We start from the raw sequence: 23,670 nt of genomic DNA, 5'->3' as shown, positions 1-23,670 counted from the left end.
TCAGCGGAGCACAACTGACGCATCCCGGACTGGCTGGGTTCCCAACACCTTCCACGCTACACCCTGCATCCGGCCGCTGCGACGCCGCCCGACGTCCGGAATCGGGAGGTATGGTCGACTCATAGGGACCGTCCAGGCCCCCACAACGATCAAGGGGCCGACGATGTCCGACAAATCACCTCGACAGGGAATGTCCAAGAAGTCCGGAAAGTCGCTCAAGGAGAAACGCGCGGCCAAGAACGCCAAAGCCGCCGACAAGTCTTCGATCGTCGAGACGGCGGTTCACAAGAAGCGCTGACGCGCAACGGTACAAAACGAGATGTGGGCTGGCGGGAAAATCCCACCAGCCCACATCTACGGGTTTGAGCCGCCTACTAGACGACAGTCACGCCGACCGCCTGAGGACCCTTGGCGCCCTGTTCGACCTCGAACTGGACACGCTGGTTTTCCTCGAGCGAGCGGTATCCGCTCCCACCGATTTCCGAGTAGTGAACGAACACATCTTCTGCGCCGCCATCGGGGGCGATGAAACCGAAGCCTTTATCGCCGTTGAACCACTTCACAGTTCCCTGTGCCATACTCTTTCAACTTCCGTCATTCTGAATGGATGTCAGACAGACATCCCAGATAAGGCTAGCACGACCCGGCCTTCTTCTCGAAACGCTTCGAATGCGCCACTGACACAGCGCTTTTCACCGTCGAAGGGTGTTTCCGTCAAGAACTGATGGGATCGCACCACTTTGCGCTCTCGACCTCGGCGAGCCGCATCACCACGCGGGCTGTCTCATAGAGCCGGGAATCCCCGGTGCCGCCCGAGGTGGGCAGCCCGGCAGCGGTCCGAAGCACCATCAGGCCGAGCGCCTGCGACGTCATGCTCGGCACGACAAGGAGTTTCGCGCTCGCGTTGCGACCGACGACCACCATCAGACGGGGCCGCCGGTATTGCTCGCCGGCACGCATCAGCCGCGCACCCGTGGCGATCGTCTCCAGGTCGAGCTGACCTTCGGTGACCGACCAGTTGATCCGGATGTCCACGATCTCACCGAGAGCCCGGTGCAGAGCACCGACCAATTCAGGGAGCTCGGTGGCCACCGAAGCGGTGTGCGGCCACCAGGCGCCGTCGATCTCGCCGCCGAGTTGGCCGGCGAGCATCACCCTGATCGGCCGGGAAGCGCGGCGGGACCGCGCCAAGCCGTTCACTGGGATTGCGAATCAGCAGAGCTGTTCTTCTTCGGTTGATCAGAGAAGACTGGCGCCTGCACCGGCTCTTGGGACTTCGGGCCGGTGTTGGAGACATGCGGCGCCTGACGGTGTGAGAACAGATCAGACGAATCCATGAGCAACGTCCTTGAGTGGTACGGGGCAGACCCCGCACTGTGTCCGAGCGAAGAGAATCGCGTCGCGGGCTGAGTATTGTCGCGCCGGAATTTGTCGCATCGGACTATCGGCGCGAACTCGGCCTACCCCTGAGACTACACCCACCTGCTCGTTCGGCAGCGGGAAACGTCGCTGTGCCCGGCAGGGCGAACCGAACGGATACGGATTCGCGCACCGCGGTGCGGCACGAAGATCACGTGTTTGAGGCGTTGGCGCTCCCCCGCGGCTGTCGTGGTCTCCAGCTCGACGCGGCGGAGGACCTCGCGCAGTACAACGCGGAATTCCACCATCGCGAACGTCGCGCCCAGACACCGCCTGTTGCCCCCGCCGAACGGCAGAAACGTCGACGGGCTGGGCGTCGCGCCGATCATCCGTTCGGGGTAGAACCGGTGCGCGTCCGGATACAGCGCCTCGCTGGCGTGCACCGCCACCATGCCGGGCACCACCATGACCCCGGCAGGCAGCCGATGTCCGGCCAGCTCGACGGGTTCGGTGAGGATCCTGCCGACGTCGAACACCACCGGCCGGATCCGCAGCGTCTCCCTGGCCACCGCGTCCAGATATTCGTCGTCCCCGTCGTGTGCGGCCCGCACCGCCCGGGACAGCACCGCCGGATGCCGGGTCAGCCGTTCCAGCGCCCACGACAGCCCGGTCGCCGTGGTGTCGTGGCCGGCGAGCAACAGCGTCATCAACTGATCGCGCAGCTCCAGGTCGGTCATCTCGCGACCGTCGTCGTCCGCGGCGGCCACCAGCATCGCCAGGGCGTCGGTGCGCCGCTCGAGGTTCGGGTCGGCGCGACGCTCGGCGATCTCGGCGTAGAGCAGCCGGTCGGCCTCGGCGATGGCCTCGCGCAGCGTGCGCCACGGGCGTCGACGCAGAAGCCGGGGGTCGAGGAGCGCCAGCGTCTGCCACGGCCCCACCCGCAGCAATTCGGGCATCACCTCGCGCAGCGCGGCCAGCCGCGCGGGATCGGTGGCGCCGATGACGGTGCGCAGGATCACCTCCAGCGTGATCTGCGACATCCGGGGGGCGACGGGAAACGCCGTGCCGACGGGCCAGTCCGCGATGTTCTCCGCGGCGATCTCCGCGATCAGCGACGCCTGCTTCGCGACCGCGTCCCGCGCGAACGGCGCGAGCATCAGCCGCCTGCGGTCCCGGTGCAGATCCTCGTCGACCACCAGCACCGAGGTCTCCCCGAGCAGCCCTTTGAGCATCGAATTGGCTTCTCCCGCATGGTAGGTACGCGGATCTCCGGCGAAGACGGTTTTGATGTCGGCGGGGTCGGTGAGGTAGACGATCGTGCCCATCGATGCGACCTGCAGCGTGAACGCCGCACCGTACCGGCGCCGGCAGGCGGCGACGAACCGGGGCCCGAACCGCAGCATCAGCGCCGCCTGAACCGCGCGGGGCAGCCGCGGACCCGGAGGCAGGGACGTCGACGTCACCGCTTCAGGATACGAGAGCGACGGTGACTCGGGTCACACATATCGGCGGGAGCGGACGTGCGTAATCCACCGCCGGTGCGGGCATTGCTGGGCCAAGTCCCTGTGGTCACGACCGAAAGTAGACACCAACACGATGTCGCGCTACCTGTTCGCAATCGGTGCTTTCAGCTATCGCCGCCGCTGGCTGGTACTGGGCGCCTGGCTGGCCATACTCGCCGCCGTGGCGGTCGCGTTCGTCGGGTTCCGCGGTGAGCCCAGCGACAACTTCACCATCCCCGGCACCGAATCGCAGCGGGCCGTCGAGCAGTTGCGTCAGGAGCTGCCGGCGTTCGGCGGCGCGCAGACCCAGCTCACCTTCGCCGCTCCCGAAGGGCGCGCGATCACCGATCCGGCGCTCGCCGCGGGAATCGGTGAGGCCGTCGCGACCGTCAACGCCATCCCCGGCGTCGCAGCGGCCGCCGGCCCCACGCAGACCGGACAGATCGCCCCGGACGGCAGGGTCGGCTTGGGCACCGTGCAGTGGGAAGCGCCCCTGGGCGAGGTGACCGATGCCTCGCTGGCGTCGCTGGAGTCCGCGATGGCGTCGGCACAGGACGCCGGGGCGCGCGTCGAATACGCAGGCAGCGTCTACCCCGGCTACAAGGTCAGCGTCCCGCACCTCCCCGAGATCATCGGGGTCGGCGTCGCGTTCCTGATCCTGCTGATCACCTTCGGCGCCGTCGTCGCCGCGGGACTGCCGATCCTGACGGCCAGCATCGGCGTCGGCATCGGCGCGCTCGGGATCTTCGTCGTCGCGGCGTTCGTGGACATGCCCACCGCCTCGTTGTCGCTGGCGCTGATGCTGGGGCTTTCCTGCGGCATCGACTATGCGCTGTTCATCCTCAACCGGTACCGCAACAATCTGCTGCTGCTGATGCCGCGCGAGGAGGCCGCCGGGCTGGCCGTGGGCACCGCAGGGGGCGCCGTGGTGTTCGCGGCGCTGACCGTGATCATCGCGTTGTGCGGGCTGTCGGTGGTGGGCATCCCGTTCCTCACCTACATGGGCCTGGCCGCGGCCGCGGCGGTCCTGATCGCGATGCTGATCGCGCTGACGTTGCTGCCCGCGCTGTTCGGTTTCGCGGGCAGCAAGGTCTCCAAGTTCATCCGGGCACCGCTGCAGCCCGGCCGGCCCAAAGAGGTCGCCCAGGTCGCCGCGTACACGCCGCAGCGCACATTCGGCGCGGCATGGGCACGATTCGTCGTGCGGTTCCGCAAGCCACTGCTGCTGGGCGGCTCTGCCGCGCTGATCCTGATCGGCTTGCCGACCTTCGGCATGCACCTCGGGTTGCCGAGCGGCTCATCACAACCGGAGTCCAACACCGCCCGGCAGGCTTACGACCTGACCGCAGAACACCTCGGACCCGGCTTCAACGGCCCGCTGCTCGTCGTCGCCGACCTGGCCGGGGCCGACCCGCGGGCCGCGTCCACCATCGCCGCCAACGTCGGCCGCGAACCGGGCGTCGTCGCGGCCGCACCCGCAGGCGGCGATGAAAGCACCGCGGTCATCCAGGTCATTCCGGCCACCGGGCCCAACGACACCGCGACTGCCGAGCTGGTCCAGCGCATCCGGGCCGACCGCGACATGATCGAGGCCGACACCGGCGCGACGATCCTGGTCGGCGGCACCACCGCGTCCAACATCGACACCTCGGACAAACTGGCGGCCGCGCTGCCGGTGTTCGTCGTCGTGGTGGTCGGCCTGGCGTTCGTGTTGCTCACGCTGGCGTTCCGCGCCGCGCTGGTGCCGATCACCTCGATCATCGGCTTTCTGCTCTCGGTCTTCGCCGCGCTCGGTGTTCAGGTGGCGATATTTCAATGGGGCTGGGGTGCAAGCCTTCTCGGCATCACACCCGGACAGACGATCAGCTTTCTGCCGATCATCGTGCTGGCCATCATCTTCGGGCTGTCCAGCGACTACGAGATATTCGTGGTCTCCCGGATCAGGGAGGAGCTCAGCAGGACCGACGACGCCTTGGCGGCCGTCCGCAACGGTGTCGGCCTGTCGATGCGCGTGGTGACGGCCGCGGCCCTGATCATGTTCGGTGTCTTCATCGCCTTCCTCGCGGGCAGCGATCCGATCATCAAGTCGGTCGGCCTGACGCTGGCCGTGGGGGTCTTCCTGGATGCGTTCGTGGTGCGCCTCACGCTGATCCCCGCGGTGATGAGCATCCTGGGCAGCCGGATGTGGGTGCACTCCAAGTGGTTCGGCCGCTACGTCCCGGACCTCGACATCGAGGGCACCGCGCTGGAGTCCAAACACCCCAGCCCGGTGGGAACTTCCTAATCCAGGAGCTGCAGTACGAGAACCACCGCGGTGACGGCGAACAGCGCCGCGAACAGTCCGATCGCGACGAACGCGGCGATCGCCCTCGGTGTCAGGTTGCGACCCGCGGTCGGGTCCGCGTTGGAGGTCGCCGACGTCTGGGCCGAGTCCGGAGGCGTCTCACCCGGGGGCACGCCGCCGGCGGGCTCCTCACGAGGGACCCGCATCGGATCGGGGTCGGGGGGCAGAGCTGTCATGAGTCGATCACCTGTCGCTGTCGTTCCGGCACGCCCCGATGGGGCTGAATTCCAGGCGTACCCCGGATGGGGGCGTTTACACCGCAACCGTTGCGGTCTACCTGATGGAGCCGTTGATCACCGGTTTGTCGATCATCCCGCGTTCCACACCCCACATCGTGGCGATGGCCCGGTACTCACCGGTCTCGATCAGGTGTTCCAGCGCCAGCCGCAGCGACTCCGCCAGCCCTGACCCCTTGGCCACGGGCCAGCCGTAGGGCGCGGAGTCGAACACGTCACCGGCGGGGACGAGATCGCCGCGGCTGAGCTTGATCGCGAACCCGGTGACCGGCGAGTCCGCCGACATCGCGTCGACCTCGCCGCGCAGCAGCGCGTCGGTCACCTGGTCCTGGCTGAACGACACCACGATGTCCACGGGCGGCTGGCCGGCGGCCAGGCACTCGTCGCTCTTGCGTGGCAGTTCCTGGGTCTCCTGCAGGGTTCCTTGTGCCACAGCGACTCTGACGCCACAGGGCGACCGCGGATTCGGATTGGTGCCGGACCGCTTCGCCCATTGAGTGCCGGCCTCGAAGTAGGTGACGAAGTCGACCGACGCCTCGCGCTCTCTGGTATCGGTGACCGAGGACGCGCCGACGTCGAGGGTCCCGTCCTGCACCGACGGCAGGATCGTGTCGAACGAGGTGTCGCGGTAGTCGGGGACCAGGCCCAGCACCTTGGTCACCGCGTCCATCAACTCCACGTCGAACCCGACGAGCTGACCGTCGGCGTTCTTGAACTCCATCGGCGCGTAGGGCACGTTCACCCCGATCACCAGCCGGCCCGCGTCCCGGATGTCGCCGGGCACCGTCGCCGCGATCGACTCGATCGCACCGTCCGGCAGCGCAGGCAGATCGGCGCCGCCGTCGCTCCACGGGGCCCACTGCCACAGCCCGATCGCGGCGGCCGCCGCGAGCACCAGCACCGCGGCGCCGGCCACCACACGCGCCTTCCGGGGCGCCTTGCGCTCGGGCCGGGCGGCATGCCGAGAACTGCTCCCCCGTCTGCGAACCGGCGCGTCGAGAGCACGGCGCGCGGCCTTGGCGAGCTCACCGGCACTCTGGTAACGCTGCGAGGGCTTCTTTGCCATGCCCTTGGCGATCACCTCGTCGAACGAGGCCAGTCGCGGGTCGGTGTCAGAGGGACGTGGCAACGGGGAGACCATGTGTCCGGCGATCTGCTGCTCGAGGCTGTCGGCGGGGTAAGGCCTTGAGCCGGTGAGACATTCGTAGAGCACACAGGTCAGCGCGTAGATGTCGGACCGCGCGTCGACCTCGCCGCCCTCGAATCGCTCCGGGGCCATGTAGGCCAGGGTGCCCAGCGTGCTGCCCGCGGTCGTCAGCCCCTTCTCGCCCGCGGTGCGGACCAGCCCGAAGTCGATCAGGTACACGAAGTCACGCCCGGTGATCAGGATGTTGGACGGCTTGATGTCGCGATGGATCAGGCCGCCCTGGTGCGCGGCGTCGAGCGCGTGGGCCACCTGCTCGACGATCGTGACGGCGAACGCGGCACCGAGCGGTTTCTCGGTCTCCGACAGCATGGTGCCGAGGTTGCTGCCCTCGATCAATCGCATATCGAGATACAGCCGGCCGTCGATCTCGCCGAAGCCGTGGATGGGCACCACGTGCGGGTCGTTGATGCCCGCGGCGGCCTGCGACTCACGACGGAACCGCGCCTGGAACGTCTCATCGACGGCCATGTGGTGCGGCAGGACCTTGAGCGCGACGACACGATCGGTCTTGGTGTCGTAGGCCTGGTAGACCTCGCCCATACCGCCCTGGCCGATCAGCTTCTGGAGCCGATACCGCCCGAATGGTGTCGCATTCACCGGTTTCTCCTCGGCTGCGGCCAATCGGTAGTCGCTAAAAGCTACCCCATGTTTGCCGAGGCTGCCCGGACGATGCCATTTCGCTGACCACTGATCGTCGGGCGCGTGGATTGCGGTGCGCTGCGCCCGCGTGCAACCTGCGCTGGTCAGAGCCTGTACATCTCCCGCGCCATCGCTGATCGCTCGAAGAGCGCATCACGTTGCGGCGGATAGTGGCGCTTCGCTTCGGGGGGTCGCATTTCGGGGGCTCGTACCGACGCGGTGGCTTGCACCGGATGCAGTCGTCGCAGCAGGGCGATGAGCATCCAGCGCACGCCGGCCAGGGGTCTGGGATGGGAAATCGATGCCATTGCGGTTCACCTCATTTTTGTCTGCACCCCGCGGGGGGTGTTCACTCTCACTTCTGCAACGTAACATAAGAAATAGAAGTGAGAAACAGAAACTTCAGTTGAGGTGGAAAAGAGGAGCCGGTGAGTAGGATGTTCGGCATGGGGAGGCGAAGTTACGGTCAGTTCTGCGGTCTGGCGCACGCACTCGACGTGGTCGGCGAGCGGTGGACGCTGCTGCTGGTGCGTGAGCTCGGCTCCGGCCCGAAGCGCTATACCGAGCTGGCCGATGCGCTGGCCGGCATCGGGACCAGCCTGCTGGCCACCCGGGTCCGGCAGCTGGAAGCCGACGGCGTCATCCAACGCCGCCTCGCGCTCGACCAGCCGGGTTCGACGGTGGTCTACGAACTGTCCGAAGCCGGCCGCGAGTTGGCCGCGGCGATCATCCCGCTGGCGATGTGGGGAGCCCGCCACCAGATGGCCGATGCCGACACCGACTGCGAACTCTTCCGCGCCGAGTGGCTGCTGACTTTCCTGGCCGCCGACATGAACGAGGACGCGCCGAAGGACCTCGACGCGGTCTACGAGTTCAACATCGGTGACAGCTCCGCATGCCTGCGCATCCGCGGCGGCAGGGTGTCGGTGCGCCCGGGTAAGAGCCCGACACCCAGCGATGTGACCGTTCGCGCGAGTGCGCCGACCGTCGCGGCGCTCGTCGGCCAGAAACTCGGCCTCGCCGAGGCCGTCGACGACGGCCTGCTGGACGTCAGCGGCGACCCCTCGGCGGTCGCGGCACTGCTGAGTGTCATCGACAAGCGCCTCACCGACCTTCGGGTGGCGTGACCGGCGCGGTCGTTGACACCGTGCGGGTCGCGACCATACATTTTCCTGAGGGTGTCCGGTCATTCGGCCGTCGAGCGCACCGGGTGTAGGAGAACGCGATGAGCGTCGCAGCCGCAGTCCCCAACGTGTTCGAGGCCGGCCTGCCGACCGTCGACTACGGCACCGACGACACCCCCGCCCAGGTATACCCGCAGCTGCGCGACGCCCGTCAGAGGTCCCCGATCGCGATGGGACCCTACGGGCCGGAGGTTCTTTCCTACGACCTGGTGAAGGCCGCGCTGCGGGATCCGCGCCTGCAGATCCCACCCGGCCTCGGTCTGGCAGTCCAGGGAATCACGTCCGGCCCGCTGTGGGACAAGGTCGTCAGCACGCTGCTGTGCATGGAGGGACCCGAGCACCACCGGCTGCGCAGCCTGCTGTCACGGGCGTTCACGCCGCGGTCGGTCGAGCGACTGCACGCCGACATCGTCGACGTGATCACCGGCCTGGTCGACCGGGCCGCCCAGCGAGGCCACTGCGACGTCGTCACCGACATCGCCAGGCCCTACCCGGTGCCGATCGTCTGCGCCCTGCTCGGCGCCCCGCCCGAGGACTGGGAGCAGTTCTCGCTGTGGGCTGACGACATCTTCCTGGCCTTCAGCTTCACCCCGTTTCCCGACCTGGAGTCGGTGGCCATGACGGCCTGGGGCGAGCTCGACGACTACACCGACAAGATGATCGAGCGCCGCAGGCACACGCTCACCGACGACCTGCTTTCCGATCTGATCAGAGCAGAGGACGGCGGCGACCGGCTCGACCACGCCGAACTGCGCATGCTGGCCGCGGGCATCCTGCTTGCCGGCACCGACACCACCCGCAACCAGGTCGCCGCCTCGATCGACCTGCTATGCGATCACCCCGAGCAGTGGGCACTGCTGGCGGGCAATCCCGAGCTGGCCATGAGCGCGGTGCACGAGACGATGCGCCACGCCCCGATCGCGTGTTCCACGCTGCGGGTCGCGGGCGAGGATCTCGAGATGGGTGGGGTGCACGTGCCGGCGGGAACGATGGTCCTGCTGAACTTCATCGCGGCAAACCACGATCCCGCGATCTTCGAGGACCCGGAGCGCTTCGACATCACCCGGGTGGGCACCCCGCCGATCCTGACCTTCGGTGGCGGGGTGCACTACTGCATCGGCGCCAACCTGGCCAAGCTCGAGCTGGCCGAAGCGCTGCGAGTGGTCACGGAGCGCTGGGCGCCGCCGCGGCGGACCGGGCCGGCCCCGTGGAAGCCGATGGTCTCCCTCAGCGGCCCGAAGACCCTGCCGCTCGCCTTCTGACGCCCGCCGGAACGGTATTCCAGGCGGTCGTTGCTCGAACTTTTCCGCCCGGAATACCGTTCCGGCGGATCGTGGGATTGATGCAGCCGCTGCATCATTTATGTGGCAAATGGTCTTGGACAGGAATCGATCGCACTCCTACCGTTGACGGCATGACTGCGACGATGACTGCCAACGCCCTCACCGGTCAGATGATCATCGCCGGAACCCCCGTGCGCGGCACCGGCCGGCAGATCCGCGGCTTCGACCCCGCGGCCGGCACCCCGCTGGAGCCGGTCTACCACCACGGCGACAGCAGCCACGTCGACGCCGCCTGCGCCGCCGCCGCCGAGGCCTTCGCCCCCTACCGCGCCACCACCTCCGAGCAGCGCGCGCAGTTCCTCGAGGCGATCGCCACCAACATCGAATCCCTCGGTGAGACCCTCGTCGCCCGCACCGTCGCCGAGACCGGCCTGCCGCAGGCACGCATCACCGGCGAGGTCGGCCGCACCACCGGCCAGCTACGGCTGTTCGCCGGCGTGCTGCGCGAGGGCAGCTGGAACGGCGCGCGCATCGACACCCCGCAGCCCGACCGGACCCCGTTGCCGCGCCCCGACATCCGGCAACGCTTCATCCCGATGGGACCGGTCGCGGTGTTCAGCGCCTCCAACTTCCCGCTGGCGTTCTCCGTCGCCGGCGGTGACACCGCCTCGGCGCTGGCCGCCGGATGCCCCGTCGTCGTCAAGGCCCACGACGCGCACCCCGGCACCTCCGAGCTGGTCGCCCGTGCCATCAACGACGCCGTCGCCCAGTCCGGGATGCCGGCCGGCACCTTCTCGCTGCTGTTCGGCACCGGCCAGGAACTGGGCATCGCGCTGGTCGGCGACCCCCGGATCAAAGCAGTCGGCTTCACCGGATCCCGTTCCGGCGGACTCGCTCTGGTCGCCGCAGCTGCCGCCCGGCCCGAGCCCATCCCGGTGTACGCCGAGATGAGCTCGATCAACCCGGTGTTCCTGCTCGGCGGCGCACTGGACTCCCGCGGAGCCGAACTCGGCAAGGCCTTCGTCGGCTCCCTGACCATGGGGTCGGGCCAGTTCTGCACCAACCCCGGCCTGGTCATCGCCGTCGACGGCCCCGGCCTCGACGCATTCGTCGGCGCCGCCCGCGCGGAACTCTCGGGCGCCCCGGCCACCCCGATGCTCACCCCGAACATCGCCCGCAGCTACACATCCGGTGTCGAGTCGCTGTCACAGGCTGCCCAGCTGGTGTCCCGTGGCGAAGTCAGTGGCAGCGAAACCTGCGGTCAGGCAGCACTGTTCACCACCGACGCGCAGAGCTTCCTGGCGTCGGAGGCTCTGCAGGCCGAGGTCTTCGGCTCGTCGAGCCTGATCGTGCGCTGCGCCGACGCCGACGAGATGCACACCGTCACAGAGCGTATCGAGGGCCAGCTGACCGCCACCGTGCATGCCGACGACTCCGACCTCGACGCGGCCGCCACGCTGCTGCCGCTGCTGGAGCTCAAGGCGGGGCGAATCCTGTTCGGCGGCTGGCCGACCGGGGTCGAGGTGTGCCACGCAATGGTGCACGGCGGTCCGTTCCCCGCAACGTCGGACTCCCGCAGCACCTCGGTCGGCAGCCGGGCGATCGAGCGCTTCCTGCGGCCGGTCGCCTACCAGAACATCCCGAAGACGTTGTTGCCCAGCGCGATCGCCGACGGCAACCCCGATCACCTGTGGCGGCGCATCGACGGCCAACTCACGCAGGACTGACCCCACCCACACCACGAGGAGCTCCAGCACATGCGTCCCACCTTCGACGGCGTCCTGTTCTTTCCCGTCACCCCGTTCACCGATTCCGGAAGCGTCGATTTCGACGCGCTGGCCCGCCACGTCGCCAAGGGTGTCGAGGCGGGACCCGGTGGGGTCTTCATCGCCTGCGGTACCGGCGAGTTCCACGCGATGGAAGAACACGAGTTCGGTGAAGTCGTCCGTACCGCCGTCGAGGTGGCCGCCGGAAGGGTCCCGGTCTATGCCGGCGCCGGCGGTTCGGTGGCCCACGCCGAGCGGTTCGCCAAGTCCGCCAAGGAGTCCGGCGCCGACGGACTGCTGCTGCTGCCGCCCTACCTCGTCGAGGTCCCCCAGGCCGGGCTGATCGACTACACCCGCGCCGTCGCGGGCGCGACCGACCTGCCGGTGATCGTCTACAACCGCAACAACGCGCGGTTCACCGAGGCCTCCGCCGTCGCCGTCGCCAAGATCGACAACGTCATCGGGTTCAAGGACGGCACCGGCAACCTCGACATGGTGGCGCGTATCGTGCAGGCCGTCACCGACGAGGTCGATCCCGACTTCCTGTTCTTCAACGGGTTACCGACCGCGGAGACCACGCAGCAGGCCTACCGGGCGATCGGGGTGCCGCTGTACTCCTCGGCCACCTTCGCCTTCGCGCCCGACCTCGCGCTGGCGTTCTACGACGCGCTCGAGGCGGGCAACGACGAGTTGGCCAACGCGCTGCTCCGGGCGTTCTTCCAGCCCCTGGTCCGGCTGCGCGACACCGTGCCGGGCTATGCGGTCTCGCTGGTCAAGGCCGGCGTCACGATGGCGGGCATTCCCGCCGGGCCGGTACGCCCGCCGCTGGTGATGCCGACCCCCGAGGATCTCACCCAGCTGCAGTCGATCACCGCCGCGGGCCGCGCAGTGCTCGCCGACGCGCTGTCCCAGGCAGTCTGACACCGTGCCGCCGAGCAGCATCCGCATCACCGGCGCCCGCATCACCCCGGTAGCGTTCCGGGATCCGCCGCTGCTGAACACCGTCGGCGTCCACCAGCCGTACGCGCTGCGGGCGATCGTCCAGCTCGACACCGATGCCGGTCTAGTGGGCCTGGGCGAAACCTACGCCGACAGCCGGCACCTGGCCCGACTACAGGCCGCCGCAGAGGCGATCACCGGTCTGGACGTGTTCGCTCTCAACGCCATTCGCGCGGCCATCGCACAGCGGTTGCACGGTGACGACGCCGCGGTCGGGACCGCCGGCATGATCACCACGGCGAGTGCGGTCGACCAGGTCCTCTCGCCGTTCGAAGTGGCGTGCCTCGACGTGCAGGGCCACGCGACCGGCCGCCCGGTGTCAGACCTTCTGGGAGGTAAGGTCCGCGACGCGGTGCCGTTCAGCGCCTACCTGTTCTACAAGTGGGCAGCGCATCCCGGCGCCGAGGCCGACCGGTACGGCGAGGCGCTCGACCCGGACGGGATCGTCGCCCAGGCTCGGCGCATCGTCGACGAATACGGCTTCACCGCAATCAAACTCAAGGGCGGGGTGTTCGCCCCGGAGGACGAGATGGCGGCCATCGAGGCACTTCGCGCCGCGTTCCCGCAACACCCGCTGCGACTGGATCCCAACGCCGCCTGGACACCGCAGACCTCGGTGAAGGTGGCGTCGGGCCTCGCCGGCGTCCTCGAGTACCTGGAGGATCCCACGCCGGGCCTGGACGGCATGGCGGAGGTGGCCGCGCAGTCGCCGATGCCGCTGGCGACCAACATGTGCGTCGTCGCCTTTTCCCAGCTCGCGCCCGCGGTGGCCAAACAGTCGGTGCGCGTGGTGCTCTCGGATCACCACTACTGGGGCGGGTTGCAGCGGTCCCGGCTGCTCGGCGGGATCTGCGAGAACTTCGGTCTCGCGCTGTCCATGCACTCCAACTCACACCTGGGCATCAGCCTGGCCGCGATGGTGCACCTGGCCGGGGCGACACCCAACCTGACCTACGCGTGTGACACCCACTGGCCGTGGAAGACCGAGGACGTGGTGCGCCCCGGTGCGCTGTCGTTCGTCGACGGCGCGGTCCCGGTACCCGTGACCCCGGGCCTGGGTGTGCAGCTCGACGAGGACGCGCTGGCCGCGCTGCACGAGCAGTATGTGCGCTGCGGGATCCGCGACCGCGACGACACCGGCTATATGCGCAGCATCGATCCGTCGTTTGAGGCCCTCAGCCCCCGCTGGTAGCCCTACGGTAGGCGTATGGCAGAGCAGTCTGCGGCGATCGACGTCGCCCACCCGCCGGAAACCCTGCTGCGGGTGATCAACATCGTGTTGCGGCGGGTGCTGCGCACCCCGCTGGGCGGCCGGACCGCCCAGTTCATGCTCGTGGACTTCACCGGCCGCAAGTCCGGGCGGCGGTTCTCGGTCCCGGTCAGCGCCCACCATCTCGACGGGGTCCTCTACGTGGTGCTGGCGGCGCAGTGGAAGTACAACTTCCGCGACGGTGCCGACGCGCAGGTGCATCACCTCGGCAAGAAGACCGCGATGCACGGCCGGCTCATCACCGAGCCGGGCGCCGTCGTCGACATCGTCCACCGACTTTCCGAGTCCTACGGGCCGAAGAAGGCCCAACGGACGATGGGCATGAATTTCCGCGACGACCGGGTCCCCACCGTCGCGGAATGGGAGGAAGCCGTCCCCCGGCTCAAGATCGCCGCGATCGAGCTGACACCCAAGGCCTGATGTTCTCACTCGCCCGCCTGTCCTGCTTCGTGGCCGTCGCCGAAGAGCTGCACTTCGGCCGCGCCGCCGAACGGCTGCACATGACCCAGCCGCCGCTGTCGCGCCAGATGCAGCAGCTCGAAAGTGAGCTCGGCGTGCAGCTGATCGACCGCACCACCCGCACGGTGACGCTCACCCCGGCAGGAGCGGCGTTCCTGCCCGACGCGCGGCGCATCCTGCAACTGGCCGAGGGAGCGGCGCAGACCGTCAAGCGCATCCCGGCGGGGGACCTGGGCACCGTCGTCGTCGGTTTCACCGCGGCGTCCGCGCACGCCGTGCTGCCGCGGCTGCTGGAGCGTGCCCGCGAGCGGCTGCCCGACGTGAAGCTGGACCTGCGTGAGATGGTCACCGCCGCCCAGATCGAGGGCCTGATGTCGGGTGAGCTGGACCTCGGCATGGCACGCCCGCCGCTGAAGCGCCCCGGCCTGGTGTCTCGGCCGTTGCTGCACGAACAGCTGATCGTCGCGCTGCCGTCAGGGCATCCACTGACCGATCTGCCAAGGCAGTTGACGCTGACCGATCTCGACGGCCAGGACGTGGTGATGTACTCGCCGGTGCAGGCGCGCTATTTCAACGACCTGCTGATCAGCACGTTCACCATCGCCGGGGCGACGCCGAACTACGTGCAGTACGTGACGCAGGTGCACACCATGCTGGTGCTGGTGCGCTCCGGTCTCGGGCTTGCGTTGGTGCCCGCCTCGGCGGCCACGCTGCACCCCGAGGGCGTGGTGTTCCGGACCATCGGCGCGTTCCGTGAGCGACCCGTCGAGCTGGATGCGGTGTGGCGGGGAGATTCCAGCAACCCGGCGCTGCTGCGGGTGCTCAAAGATGTGTTGCCGCAGCAAGAGTGGACCACCGACGACCTGGTCGAGGGCGTCGGCTGAGTCTCCGCCGGAACTGTATTCCAGGCGGGGCTTTCTCGAGATTTCACGCCTGGAATACCGTTCCGGCGGTTAGTCAGCGGACCGGGGTGACGAGCTCGCCTGTGGCCAGGAAGGCGTCGAGGTTGCGCAGCGTCAGCGCCTCCATCGCCGCGCGCGTCTGCACCGTCCCACTGGCCACATGCGGCAACAACACGACGTTGTCCAAACCCACCAGCACCTCCGGCACCTGTGGCTCGTCAGCGAACACGTCCAGACCCGCACCGGCGAGCCTGCCGTCCACCAGAGCGGATACCAGCGCATCCTGGTCGACCACGCTCCCCCGGGCGACGTTGATCAGGTAGCCGTCCGCACCGAGTGCGTCGAGCACCGCGCGGTCCACCAGACCCCGGGTCCCGTCGCCGCCGGCTGCCGCCACGACCAGCACCTCCACGTCGCGGGCGAGTTCCACCGGCGACGACGCGTAGGTGTACGGCGACTGCGCGACCTGACGGCGGTTGTGGTATGAGATCGAACATCCGAAAGCACTGAGCCGCAACGCAATAGCACTGCCGATCCGGCCGAGTCCGACGATGCCGACCCGGGTGTTGCTCACCTGGCGGGTCAGCGGATAGCTACCGTCGACCGGCCAGCGGCCGGCACGCACGTACCGGTCGGCGGCAGAGAACTGCCGGAGCGTGTCGATCATCAGACCCACGGCCGTGTCCGCCACACAATCGGTCAGCACGTCGGGGGTGTTGCTCACGCCGACACCGCGTGCGGCCGCTGCGTCGACGTCGGTGGTGTCGTATCCGACACCAAAATTGACCACCGCCCCCAGGTTCGGCAGCGCCGCCATCAGCGCTGCGTCCACACCGGTGCGGCCCGACGTCACCACCGCGCAGACCTCGGCGCCGTGCTCGGTCAGGAACGCCTCACGTTCTGCCGCCGCTTCCGGCAGCCGCCGGGCGGCGTACTCATCGGCCAGCGTCTGTTCCAGCGAGGGCTTGAGGGGCCCGACCTGCAACACGGACCGGTGCTGCGCGGGGCGAGTAGAAGTGCTCATCGTGGGTTCCACGCTACGGCGAGCTGGGAATACCCGTCCACGTCCGAAATAGCATGGACTCATAGCCAATCGGTATTTCTACAGCCGACGATGAATCGTCCTGGCATCGGCGGCCGGCACTGTTCCACAAAAGTCGAGCCCAGCCATGCTTTTTGGACTCGGATCCGGTTCCGCCGGCGAGTGCGGGAACCCGTGCAAATGCCATTTCGCCGGGGTTGACGCTGGTTCAGACCGGCTCATACCGTGTGGTTGGCATCACAGCCAGCATCTACATACGTGGACGTCACGATCCCAGCCCGGGAGGACCCATGAAGCCCGCAGCACCGAAAACTCGGCCCAGGTGGCTCGAGCGGCAGCGCCTGGTCGCTGTGGCCCTCGCCGGAGCCACCGTCGCCGCCAGCGGCTGCACGGTCGCGAATTCCGGTGGCGGCGGTTACGACCCCGACACGCTGCGCATCGTGCTCTCCCAGGAGCCGCCGACGCTGGAGCCCTGTGAGAGCTCATTGACCTCCACCGGGGTCGTGGTCCGCTCCAACATCACCGAGCCGCTCGTCGAGCGCGACCCGGACACCGGTGACCTGGAGCCGCTGCTCGCCACCGAATGGCAGCAGAGCAGCCCGACGCAGTGGACGTTCACCCTCCGTCCCGGCGTGACGTTCTCCGACGGCGCACCGTTCACCTCCGAGGACGCGGCCTTCTCGATCGACCGGGCGGTCAACTCCGACCTGCAGTGCAACGTCGACGGTTACGTGTTCGGCGACGAGGAGCTGACCCTACAGACCCCGGACGCCAACACGGTGGTGATCGGCACCACCGAACCGGATCCCATTCTGCCGCTGCGCATCTCGTTCGTCGAGATCGTGCCGCGCACCACCAGCACCGTCGAGAAGGTACGCGAACCGATCGGCACCGGACCGTATGCGATCGAGGACTGGGAGTACGGCCAGAAGCTGACGCTGCGCCGCAACCCGACCTACTGGGGAGAGGCTCCGGCGTTCGGCCGCGCCGAATACCAGTGGCGCAGCGAGGGCAGCGTCCGGGCGGCCATGGTGACCAACGACGAAACCGACATCGCCACCTCACTCGGGCCCGAAGACGGCGCCGGCGATCTCGGTGTCCCGTTCCAGAACAACGAGACCACCGCGCTGCGCATGCAGGCCACCGAACCCCCGCTCGACGACATGCGGGTGCGCGAGGCCATCAACTACGCGGTCAACCGCACCGGCATCGTCAAGGCGCTCTTCCGTGACCTGGGTGAGCCTGCCGCCCAACTGATCCCGACCGGTGTGGTCGGTTACAACGACGAACTCCAGATCTGGCCGCACGACATCGAGAAGGCCAAGGCGCTCGTCGCCGAGGCCAAAGCCGACGGTGTGCCCGTCGACACCCAGATCCGGTTGATCGCGCGCACCGCGCAGTTCCCGAAGATCGCCGAGACCGTCGAGGTGATGCAGAGCGAGTTCACCGAGATCGGCCTCAACGTGGCGATCGAGATGATGGACACCGCCGCGCAGCTCGAGTACCAGCTGCGGCCGTTCCCGGCGAACACCGGGCCGTACCTGCTGATGATCATGCACGGCAACCAGGCCGGTGACGCGGCGTTCACCCTCGACCAGTACATGCTCTCCGACGGGCCCCAGGCCGCCTACGGCACAACGGAATTCGACCGCAAGATCCGCGCGGCCGAGGAGCTCACCGACGAAGCTCGCCAGGATGCGTTCGCGAAGCTGTTCGCCGAGGAGCCGCAGGAGATCATGCAGATGGCCTACCTCGCCCACATGCGGGGCATCCTCGGCAAGTCGCCGCGCATCGACTACACCCCGAACTCGGCGACCGGCGACGAGATGCGGCTGTCCGCGATGACCCCGGCCGGTACCGACCGCACCGACCAATCCTGAGCAGCAGGAAGGCCCTAGCTCATGTTCTCCTTCGTCCGGCGCCGGATGTACACCAGCGCACTGCCATTGATCATCGTGCTGCTGGGGGTCTTCCTGCTCGCCAGGCTCACCGGTGACCCCACCAACCTGTACCTGCCCGAGTCGGCCACCCCCGAGCAGCGCGAGGCGTTCGCCACCGCGAACGGGTTCAACGACCCGCTGATCACGCAGCTGGCCGACTACTTCAAGGGCGTGCTGCACTTGGACTTCGGCACCTCGCTGCGCACTGGGGAGTCCGCCTCCGAGATGGCGCTGCGTGCGTTCCCCGCGACGCTGCAACTGGCGTTCGCCACCATGCTGCTGGCCGTCATCGGCGCCGTCGTCATCGGCTGTTGGGCAGCGTACCGGCCGAACTCACTTGCCGACCGGTTCTCCAGCCTGCTGTCGATGACGGCGGCGAGCATCCCCGACTTCTGGTTCGCCATCACCGGCGTCTGGCTGTTCGCGGTGCTGCTCGGAGTGCTGCCCACCTCCGGTGTCGACGCCGGGATCCTGTCCTGGGTACTGCCGATCGCGACGCTGATGATCCGGCCACTCGGTGTACTCACCCAAGTGGTGCGCGGCGCCATGGTTTCCGCGCTGTCGGCACCCTACGTGCGACTGGCTCGGAGCAAGGGCGCCAGCGACTTCCGCGTCGTCACCCACCACGCGCTGCGCAACGCTGCGGCCCCCGCGCTCACCGTCGCCGGTGACCTGGCGGTCGGCCTCATCAACGGCGCGGTGGTGGTCGAGGCGATCTTCGGCTGGCCCGGCATCGGCAAGCTGATGATCGACGCGATCCTGCAACGCGATTTCGCAGTGCTGCAGGCCGCTGTGCTGCTCACCGCGGTCAGCATCTTCGTCCTCAACATCCTCATCGACGCCTGCTACGCGCTTCTCGACGCGCGGGTACGCGAACCGGCACGGGTCTGACGGGAGACAACAGCATGACTCAAATCGACCGGGTTCCGGTCAAACCGACCACCGCGATCGTCGGCGAGCCGGACACCGAGACCTCCGGCCGGCGGGCCCGTTCCTTGTGGTTCCGGCTGCTGATCAACGATCGGGTCGCCGCCGTCGCGGCCGGGGTGCTGGGCGTGATGTTCCTCACCGCGATCTTCGGCCCGATGCTCGTCGGTGAGTTGGCCACCCGGATCGACCTGGACAACTCCAACCAACCGCCGTTCACGCTGGCGCACGGCTGGGCCAACGTGCTGGGTACCGACCCGCTGGGCCGCAGCATGCTGGCACGGCTGATCGTCGCCTGCCGCACCACACTGTCGGTGGCGGTGCCCGCCGTGATCATCTCCGCGGTCGTCGGCTCCGCCGTCGGCATGTGGGCCGGCTTCTACCGCGGCTGGCGTGAGACCGTCGCGATGCGGATCGCCGACGTGATCATGAGCTTCCCGTCGCTGCTGCTGGCGGTCGTCGTCCTCTACGTCTTCTCCCCGAGCGCGGCCAACATCGTGCTGGTGCTGGCCATCACCCGGATCCCGGTCTACCTGCGCACCGCGCGGGCCGAGTCCGCCGAGCTGGCCAGCCGGGTCTTCGTCGACGCGGCACGCACCTTCGGCGCCGGCGCCACCTCGATCATCGGCCGGCATGTGCTGCCGATCGTGCTGCCGACGCTGTTGACCGTGGCGACCCTGGACTTCTGCTACGTCATGCTGGCGGAGAGCTCGCTGAGCTTCCTCGGCATCGGCATCCAGCCGCCCGACGTCAGCTGGGGCCTGATGGTCTCCCAGGGCCGCACCTACCTGCACACCGCGTGGTGGCTGTCGTTCTTCCCCGGCCTGGCCATCGTCATCACCACCGTGTCGGCCACCATCCTGGCGGCCTGGGCGCGGATCGCCACCGACCCAGGTCAGCGCTGGCGGCTGACCGTCCCGCAGAAGAGCCTGTCGAGGTTCGCCAAATCCGGAAAGCGCCTCTCGTGAAAGGCTCGAGCATGACTGCACTCGCCGACCACCACGCCGCCGTCGACGCCGTCGATCCCGCCCCGGTCCTCGAGGTGGACGGGCTGTCCGTCGAGGTCCGCACCATCACCGGGACGCTGCGCGCGGTCAACGAGGTGTCGTTTGCGGCCCGGCGGGGTGAAACCCTGGCGCTGCTGGGCGAATCGGGCTGCGGCAAGTCGATGACCGCGACGGCCCTGGTCGGGCTGCTGGAGCCGGTCGCCGACATCGTGGGCGGCCGGGCCCTCATCGCCGGTCCCGAGGGAACGGTGGACCTGCTCACGGCCGACCGCCGGAAGCGGCGTGCCATGGCAGGCACCGAGCTGGCGATCGTGTTCCAGGACGCGCTGACCGCGCTGAACCCGCTGTACACGGTGGGAACCCAACTGGCAGAGCCGTTCCGGATCCATCAGGGCATGAGCAACAAAGACGCCAAGCGCAAGGCCGTGGAGCTGATGGAGCGCGTCGGCATCCCGCAGCCGGAGACACGACTCAGTTCCTACCCGCACCAGTTCTCCGGTGGCATGCGGCAGCGGCTGCTCATCGCCATGGCGGTGGCGCTCAACCCGAGCGTGCTGATCGCCGACGAGCCGACCACCGCCCTCGACGTGACGGTGCAGGCCCAAATCATGGCGCTGCTGCGCGACCTGCGCACCGAATACCGGATGGCGGTCGTGCTCATCACCCACGACCTGGCGCTCGTCGCTGAGGAGGCGGACCGGGTGGCGGTGATGTACGCCGGCAACATCGTCGAAACCGGGACCGTGACCGAGGTTTTCGGCAACCCCAAGCATCCCTACACCCAGGGCCTGCTGGACTCGGTGCCCGTCAACGCCCGTCGCGGCGACGGACTCAAGTCCATCGGCGGGTCGCCGCCCGACCTGCACTCCATCCCGCAGGGCTGCGTGTACCAGGCCCGCTGCCCCATCGCGCAGCAGATCTGCGCCACCACCCGTCCCGTGCTCGACGACGTCCGCGCCGGGGCGGCCCCGGCGGCGACATCCCTCCCGAGCCGCAAAGCCGCGTGCCACTTCCCGGAAGAGGTCTCCAATGCCTGAGATGCCCCAGAACCTGCTCGAGGTCCGCGACGTCCGAAAGTCGTTCCGGGTGCCGCACGCCGGCAAGAACAAGCTGTGTGCGCTCGACGGCATCACACTGGACTTGAAGCGTGGCGAGACGCTCGGCCTGGTCGGTGAGTCGGGGTGCGGAAAGTCGACGCTGGCAAGGACTCTGCTGATGCTCGAGCGGCCCGACGAAGGAACGGTGCGCTTCGACGGGGTCGACCCGTTCGGCCTGCGCGGCGCCGAGCTGCTGAAGTTCCGAAGCCGGGTGCAGATGGTGTTCCAGGACCCCTACGCGTCGCTGAACTCCCGCATGTCGGCGGCGGAGATCATCGCCGAACCGTGGCGCAGCCACAAGGGTCTGATCAAGGATCGCCGCGACCGTGACATGCGGGTCCGTGGCCTGCTGGACCTCGTCGGCCTGGGAGCCAAGGCCGCCGACAAGTATCCGCAGGAGTTCTCCGGCGGGCAACGCCAACGCATCGGCATCGCCCGGGCGCTGGCGCTGAACCCCGACGTCATCATCTGCGACGAACCCGTCTCTGCGCTCGACCTGTCGGTGCAGGCCCAGGTGCTCAACCTGCTCAACGATCTGCAGGCACAGCTGAACATCAGCTACATCTTCATCTCCCACGACCTGTCGGTGGTGCGACACGTCGCCGACCGCGTCGCGGTGATGTACCTCGGCCGGATCGTCGAGACCGGCCCCACCGAAGCCGTTTTCGAGCGCTCCAACCACCCCTACACCGCAGCCCTGATGTCCGCCGCGCCGACGCTGGACAGCGACGCGCGCAAGCAGCGGATCCTTCTCCAGGGCGAGGTGCCCTCGCCGATCAACCCGCCGTCGGGTTGCCGGTTCCGCACCCGTTGCTGGAAGGCCACCGACGTGTGCGCGACCACGGCGCCGGTAGCCGTCGCCGACCCGCAGATCCCGGGGCACAGCGCCGAATGCCACCACCCGATGCTGCTGGAGGGGAGTGGACTTGAGACAGTACCGGCGTGAGCGTGAGCGAGTAACGAAGTGGATCACGCATGAGTGTTGCGGGGTATTGCGTCCTGGCACTGGCCATCGTCCTGGCGTCGGCCTTGCAGTCCTCCATCGGCTTCGGCATCGGGATGTTCGCCGCGCCGATAGTCGCTCTGGTCGACCCCGCACTGATCCCCGGCACCCTGATCATGGTCGCGACCCTGGTCACATTGATGGTGGTGGTCCGCGAACGCGAGGCGATCGACCTGGCGGGCACCGGCTGGGCCCTGACCGGCCGGCTACCCGGCACCGTCGCGGGGGCGCTGTTGCTGGCGGTGCTGCCGCACCGCGCGCTGGCGATCCTGCTGGCCGGTGTGGTGCTGGGTGGGGTGGTTCTGACCAGCAGCGGCTGGATCCCCGCGGCACGGCGGCGCAACGTGGTGCTGGCCGGGGCGGCGTCGGGACTTCTGGGTACCGCGACGGCGATCGGCGGTCCGCCGATGGCGCTGGTATGGCAACGCAACAGTGGGGCGCAGTTGCGCGGCACGATGAGTGGCTTCTTCCTGATCGGCTCGGTGATGTCGCTGATCGTGCTCGCTGCCACAGGTGCGGTGAACAAGCACACGCTGTGGGGATTTGCCGTGCTGGTTCCCGCGGCCGTCCTGGGCTACCTGCTGTCGCATGTCCTCAACCGGCACCTGAACCCGGGACGACTGCGCCGGCTGGCGATCACCGTCTCGGCCGCGGGAGCCATCCTGCTCATCGGTCGGGAGTTGCTGACGATCTGAGGAGCCGACCGTGACAGAGGACATCTCGGTGCGCAAGGTCAAGTCTGCGGTGCGCACCGTCGAACTCCTCGAGTACCTCGCCGCCCGCCGTGACGAGCCCGCGCGGTTGCGGGAGATCAGCGACGCACTCGCCATGCCCCGCAGCAGCACCCACGCGCTGTTGCGGACGTTGGTCGGCCAGGGCTGGGTGCGTTCTGACAACAGCGGCACCCTGTACGGCATCGGCATCCGCGCTCTGCTCGTCGGCACCAGCTACCTCGACGGTGATCCCTACCTACCGCTGATCACCCCCTTCCTCGACGACCTGCGCGCACAACTGGACGAGACGTTCCACCTCGCCCGCCTCGACGGCACCGACGTCGTGTACCTGGCCACCCGCGAGTCCAAGCAGTATCTGCGTACCGCCAACCGCGTCGGCAGGCGGCTGCCCGCCTACGCCACGTCACTGGGCAAGGCACTGCTGGCCGAACGGTTCGGCCTTGACCGCGACGAGCACGTCCCGGCGCAGCTGCAGAGCCTGACACCCAACACGATCACCGACCGCGCCACACTCGACCGGGAGCTCGACGATGTGCGGGTGCGCGGATACGCCGCCGACGATGAGGAGAACACCACCGGGCTGCGCTGTTTCGCGGTGCCACTGCGCTACTGCAGGCCGGCGCAGGACGCGATCAGCGCGTCGGTGCCCGTCGAGCGGCTGACCCCGCAACGTGAACGCGACCTCATCGACGCACTGCAGACGCTGGGAGACAAAGTGACCCGCGTGGTCCGCCCGGTGGCCAACGGCGACAAATGGTTCGCGTCGTGAC

General features: G+C 68.3%; 23 protein-coding genes. 16 read left to right on the top strand and 7 right to left on the bottom strand.

What is annotated here, in order from left to right:
* Positions 1-163 precede the first annotated feature (163 nt).
* Positions 164-298 carry a hypothetical protein gene (locus tag G6N53_RS30430; RefSeq protein WP_264064778.1) on the top strand — a complete coding sequence of 45 codons (135 nt, stop codon included), beginning with the start codon at positions 164-166 and terminating at the stop codon, positions 296-298.
* Between the two features lie 76 nt (positions 299-374).
* Here the strand turns inward: G6N53_RS30430 and G6N53_RS09340 are convergent, their stop codons facing one another.
* The 3 genes from G6N53_RS09340 to G6N53_RS09330 form a co-directional block, all read right to left on the bottom strand.
* Complete coding sequence (locus tag G6N53_RS09340; RefSeq protein ID WP_159235559.1) at positions 375-578, bottom strand: cold-shock protein; 204 nt, start codon at positions 576-578, stop codon at positions 375-377.
* A 136-nt stretch (positions 579-714) separates the two neighbouring features.
* Positions 715-1,200: a DUF5994 family protein gene (locus tag G6N53_RS09335; RefSeq protein ID WP_163888224.1), complete on the bottom strand. Its 486-nt coding sequence runs from the start codon at positions 1,198-1,200 to the stop codon at positions 715-717.
* Between the two features lie 272 nt (positions 1,201-1,472).
* The gene (locus G6N53_RS09330) at positions 1,473-2,762 is read right to left on the bottom strand and encodes a cytochrome P450 (protein ID WP_163895670.1); all 1,290 of its coding nucleotides are present in this window, start codon (positions 2,760-2,762) and stop codon (positions 1,473-1,475) included.
* A gap of 193 nt (positions 2,763-2,955) precedes the next feature.
* On the opposite strand from G6N53_RS09330, the gene G6N53_RS09325 reads away from it, so the two are divergent.
* A complete protein-coding gene (locus G6N53_RS09325; RefSeq protein WP_163888223.1) occupies positions 2,956-5,145 on the top strand; it encodes an MMPL family transporter in 2,190 nt (729 codons plus the stop codon).
* Here the strand turns inward: G6N53_RS09325 and G6N53_RS09320 are convergent.
* From G6N53_RS09320 to G6N53_RS09310, 3 genes are all read right to left on the bottom strand, one after another.
* A complete protein-coding gene (locus G6N53_RS09320) occupies positions 5,142-5,381 on the bottom strand; it encodes a DUF6480 family protein (RefSeq protein WP_163888222.1) in 240 nt (79 codons plus the stop codon). The genes G6N53_RS09325 and G6N53_RS09320 overlap by 4 nt on opposite strands.
* A 97-nt stretch (positions 5,382-5,478) precedes the next feature.
* The gene (stpK7, locus tag G6N53_RS09315) at positions 5,479-7,245 is read right to left on the bottom strand and encodes a serine/threonine protein kinase StpK7 (RefSeq protein ID WP_163888221.1); all 1,767 of its coding nucleotides are present in this window, start codon (positions 7,243-7,245) and stop codon (positions 5,479-5,481) included.
* A 146-nt stretch (positions 7,246-7,391) separates the two neighbouring features.
* On the bottom strand, positions 7,392-7,595 hold the full coding sequence (locus G6N53_RS09310) for a hypothetical protein (RefSeq protein WP_163888220.1): 204 nt from the start codon (positions 7,593-7,595) through the stop codon (positions 7,392-7,394).
* Positions 7,596-7,733: 138 nt separating this feature from the next.
* Here G6N53_RS09310 and G6N53_RS09305 point away from each other — a divergent pair, with 138 nt between their 5' ends.
* The 7 genes from G6N53_RS09305 (at position 7,734) to G6N53_RS09275 (ending at position 15,132) form a co-directional block, all read left to right on the top strand.
* A complete protein-coding gene (locus G6N53_RS09305; RefSeq protein WP_308206967.1) occupies positions 7,734-8,414 on the top strand; it encodes a winged helix-turn-helix transcriptional regulator in 681 nt (226 codons plus the stop codon).
* Positions 8,415-8,512: 98 nt separating this feature from the next.
* A complete protein-coding gene (locus G6N53_RS09300; RefSeq protein ID WP_163888218.1) occupies positions 8,513-9,733 on the top strand; it encodes a cytochrome P450 in 1,221 nt (406 codons plus the stop codon).
* A 152-nt stretch (positions 9,734-9,885) separates the two neighbouring features.
* Positions 9,886-11,481, top strand: a complete 1,596-nt coding sequence (locus G6N53_RS09295; RefSeq protein WP_163888217.1) for an aldehyde dehydrogenase (NADP(+)) — start codon at positions 9,886-9,888, stop codon at positions 11,479-11,481.
* A gap of 30 nt (positions 11,482-11,511) precedes the next feature.
* A complete protein-coding gene (locus G6N53_RS09290) occupies positions 11,512-12,441 on the top strand; it encodes a 5-dehydro-4-deoxyglucarate dehydratase (protein WP_163888216.1) in 930 nt (309 codons plus the stop codon).
* A gap of 4 nt (positions 12,442-12,445) precedes the next feature.
* Positions 12,446-13,711 carry a glucarate dehydratase family protein gene (locus G6N53_RS09285; protein WP_163888215.1) on the top strand — a complete coding sequence of 422 codons (1,266 nt, stop codon included), beginning with the start codon at positions 12,446-12,448 and terminating at the stop codon, positions 13,709-13,711.
* Between the two features lie 15 nt (positions 13,712-13,726).
* Positions 13,727-14,209 carry a hypothetical protein gene (locus tag G6N53_RS09280; protein WP_163888214.1) on the top strand — a complete coding sequence of 161 codons (483 nt, stop codon included), beginning with the start codon at positions 13,727-13,729 and terminating at the stop codon, positions 14,207-14,209.
* Entirely contained in the window at positions 14,209-15,132 is a 924-nt protein-coding gene (locus tag G6N53_RS09275) for a LysR family transcriptional regulator (protein WP_163888213.1), read from the top strand. The genes G6N53_RS09280 and G6N53_RS09275 overlap by 1 nt, the downstream gene beginning before the upstream one ends.
* A gap of 73 nt (positions 15,133-15,205) precedes the next feature.
* Here the strand turns inward: G6N53_RS09275 and G6N53_RS09270 are convergent, their stop codons facing one another.
* Complete coding sequence (locus G6N53_RS09270; protein ID WP_163888212.1) at positions 15,206-16,174, bottom strand: 2-hydroxyacid dehydrogenase; 969 nt, start codon at positions 16,172-16,174, stop codon at positions 15,206-15,208.
* A gap of 308 nt (positions 16,175-16,482) precedes the next feature.
* Between G6N53_RS09270 and G6N53_RS09265 the strand changes: the two genes are divergently transcribed.
* From G6N53_RS09265 to G6N53_RS09235, 7 genes are read left to right on the top strand one after another with little or no spacing between them, the layout of a single operon-like run.
* Positions 16,483-18,072: an ABC transporter substrate-binding protein gene (locus G6N53_RS09265; RefSeq protein ID WP_163888211.1), complete on the top strand. Its 1,590-nt coding sequence runs from the start codon at positions 16,483-16,485 to the stop codon at positions 18,070-18,072.
* 21 nt (positions 18,073-18,093) lie between these two features.
* Entirely contained in the window at positions 18,094-19,023 is a 930-nt protein-coding gene (locus tag G6N53_RS09260; protein ID WP_163888210.1) for an ABC transporter permease, read from the top strand.
* A 14-nt stretch (positions 19,024-19,037) separates the two neighbouring features.
* On the top strand, positions 19,038-20,027 hold the full coding sequence (locus G6N53_RS09255; RefSeq protein ID WP_163888209.1) for an ABC transporter permease: 990 nt from the start codon (positions 19,038-19,040) through the stop codon (positions 20,025-20,027).
* 11 nt (positions 20,028-20,038) lie between these two features.
* Positions 20,039-21,103, top strand: coding sequence for an ABC transporter ATP-binding protein (locus G6N53_RS09250; protein WP_163888208.1), 1,065 nt, complete (start codon positions 20,039-20,041; stop codon positions 21,101-21,103).
* Position 21,104: 1 nt separating this feature from the next.
* A complete protein-coding gene (locus G6N53_RS09245) occupies positions 21,105-22,109 on the top strand; it encodes an ABC transporter ATP-binding protein (protein ID WP_163895668.1) in 1,005 nt (334 codons plus the stop codon).
* Positions 22,110-22,138: 29 nt separating this feature from the next.
* Complete coding sequence (locus G6N53_RS09240; RefSeq protein ID WP_163888207.1) at positions 22,139-22,861, top strand: sulfite exporter TauE/SafE family protein; 723 nt, start codon at positions 22,139-22,141, stop codon at positions 22,859-22,861.
* 10 nt (positions 22,862-22,871) lie between these two features.
* A complete protein-coding gene (locus G6N53_RS09235; protein ID WP_163888206.1) occupies positions 22,872-23,669 on the top strand; it encodes an IclR family transcriptional regulator in 798 nt (265 codons plus the stop codon).
* Position 23,670 lies beyond the last annotated feature (1 nt).

This window comes from Mycolicibacterium hippocampi (genome assembly GCF_010723735.1).
In the GTDB taxonomy this organism is placed as follows: Bacteria; Actinomycetota; Actinomycetes; order Mycobacteriales; family Mycobacteriaceae; genus Mycobacterium; species Mycobacterium hippocampi.
Note: the sequence above shows the minus strand (reverse complement) of the source record. Positions and strands in the feature narration are given on the sequence as shown.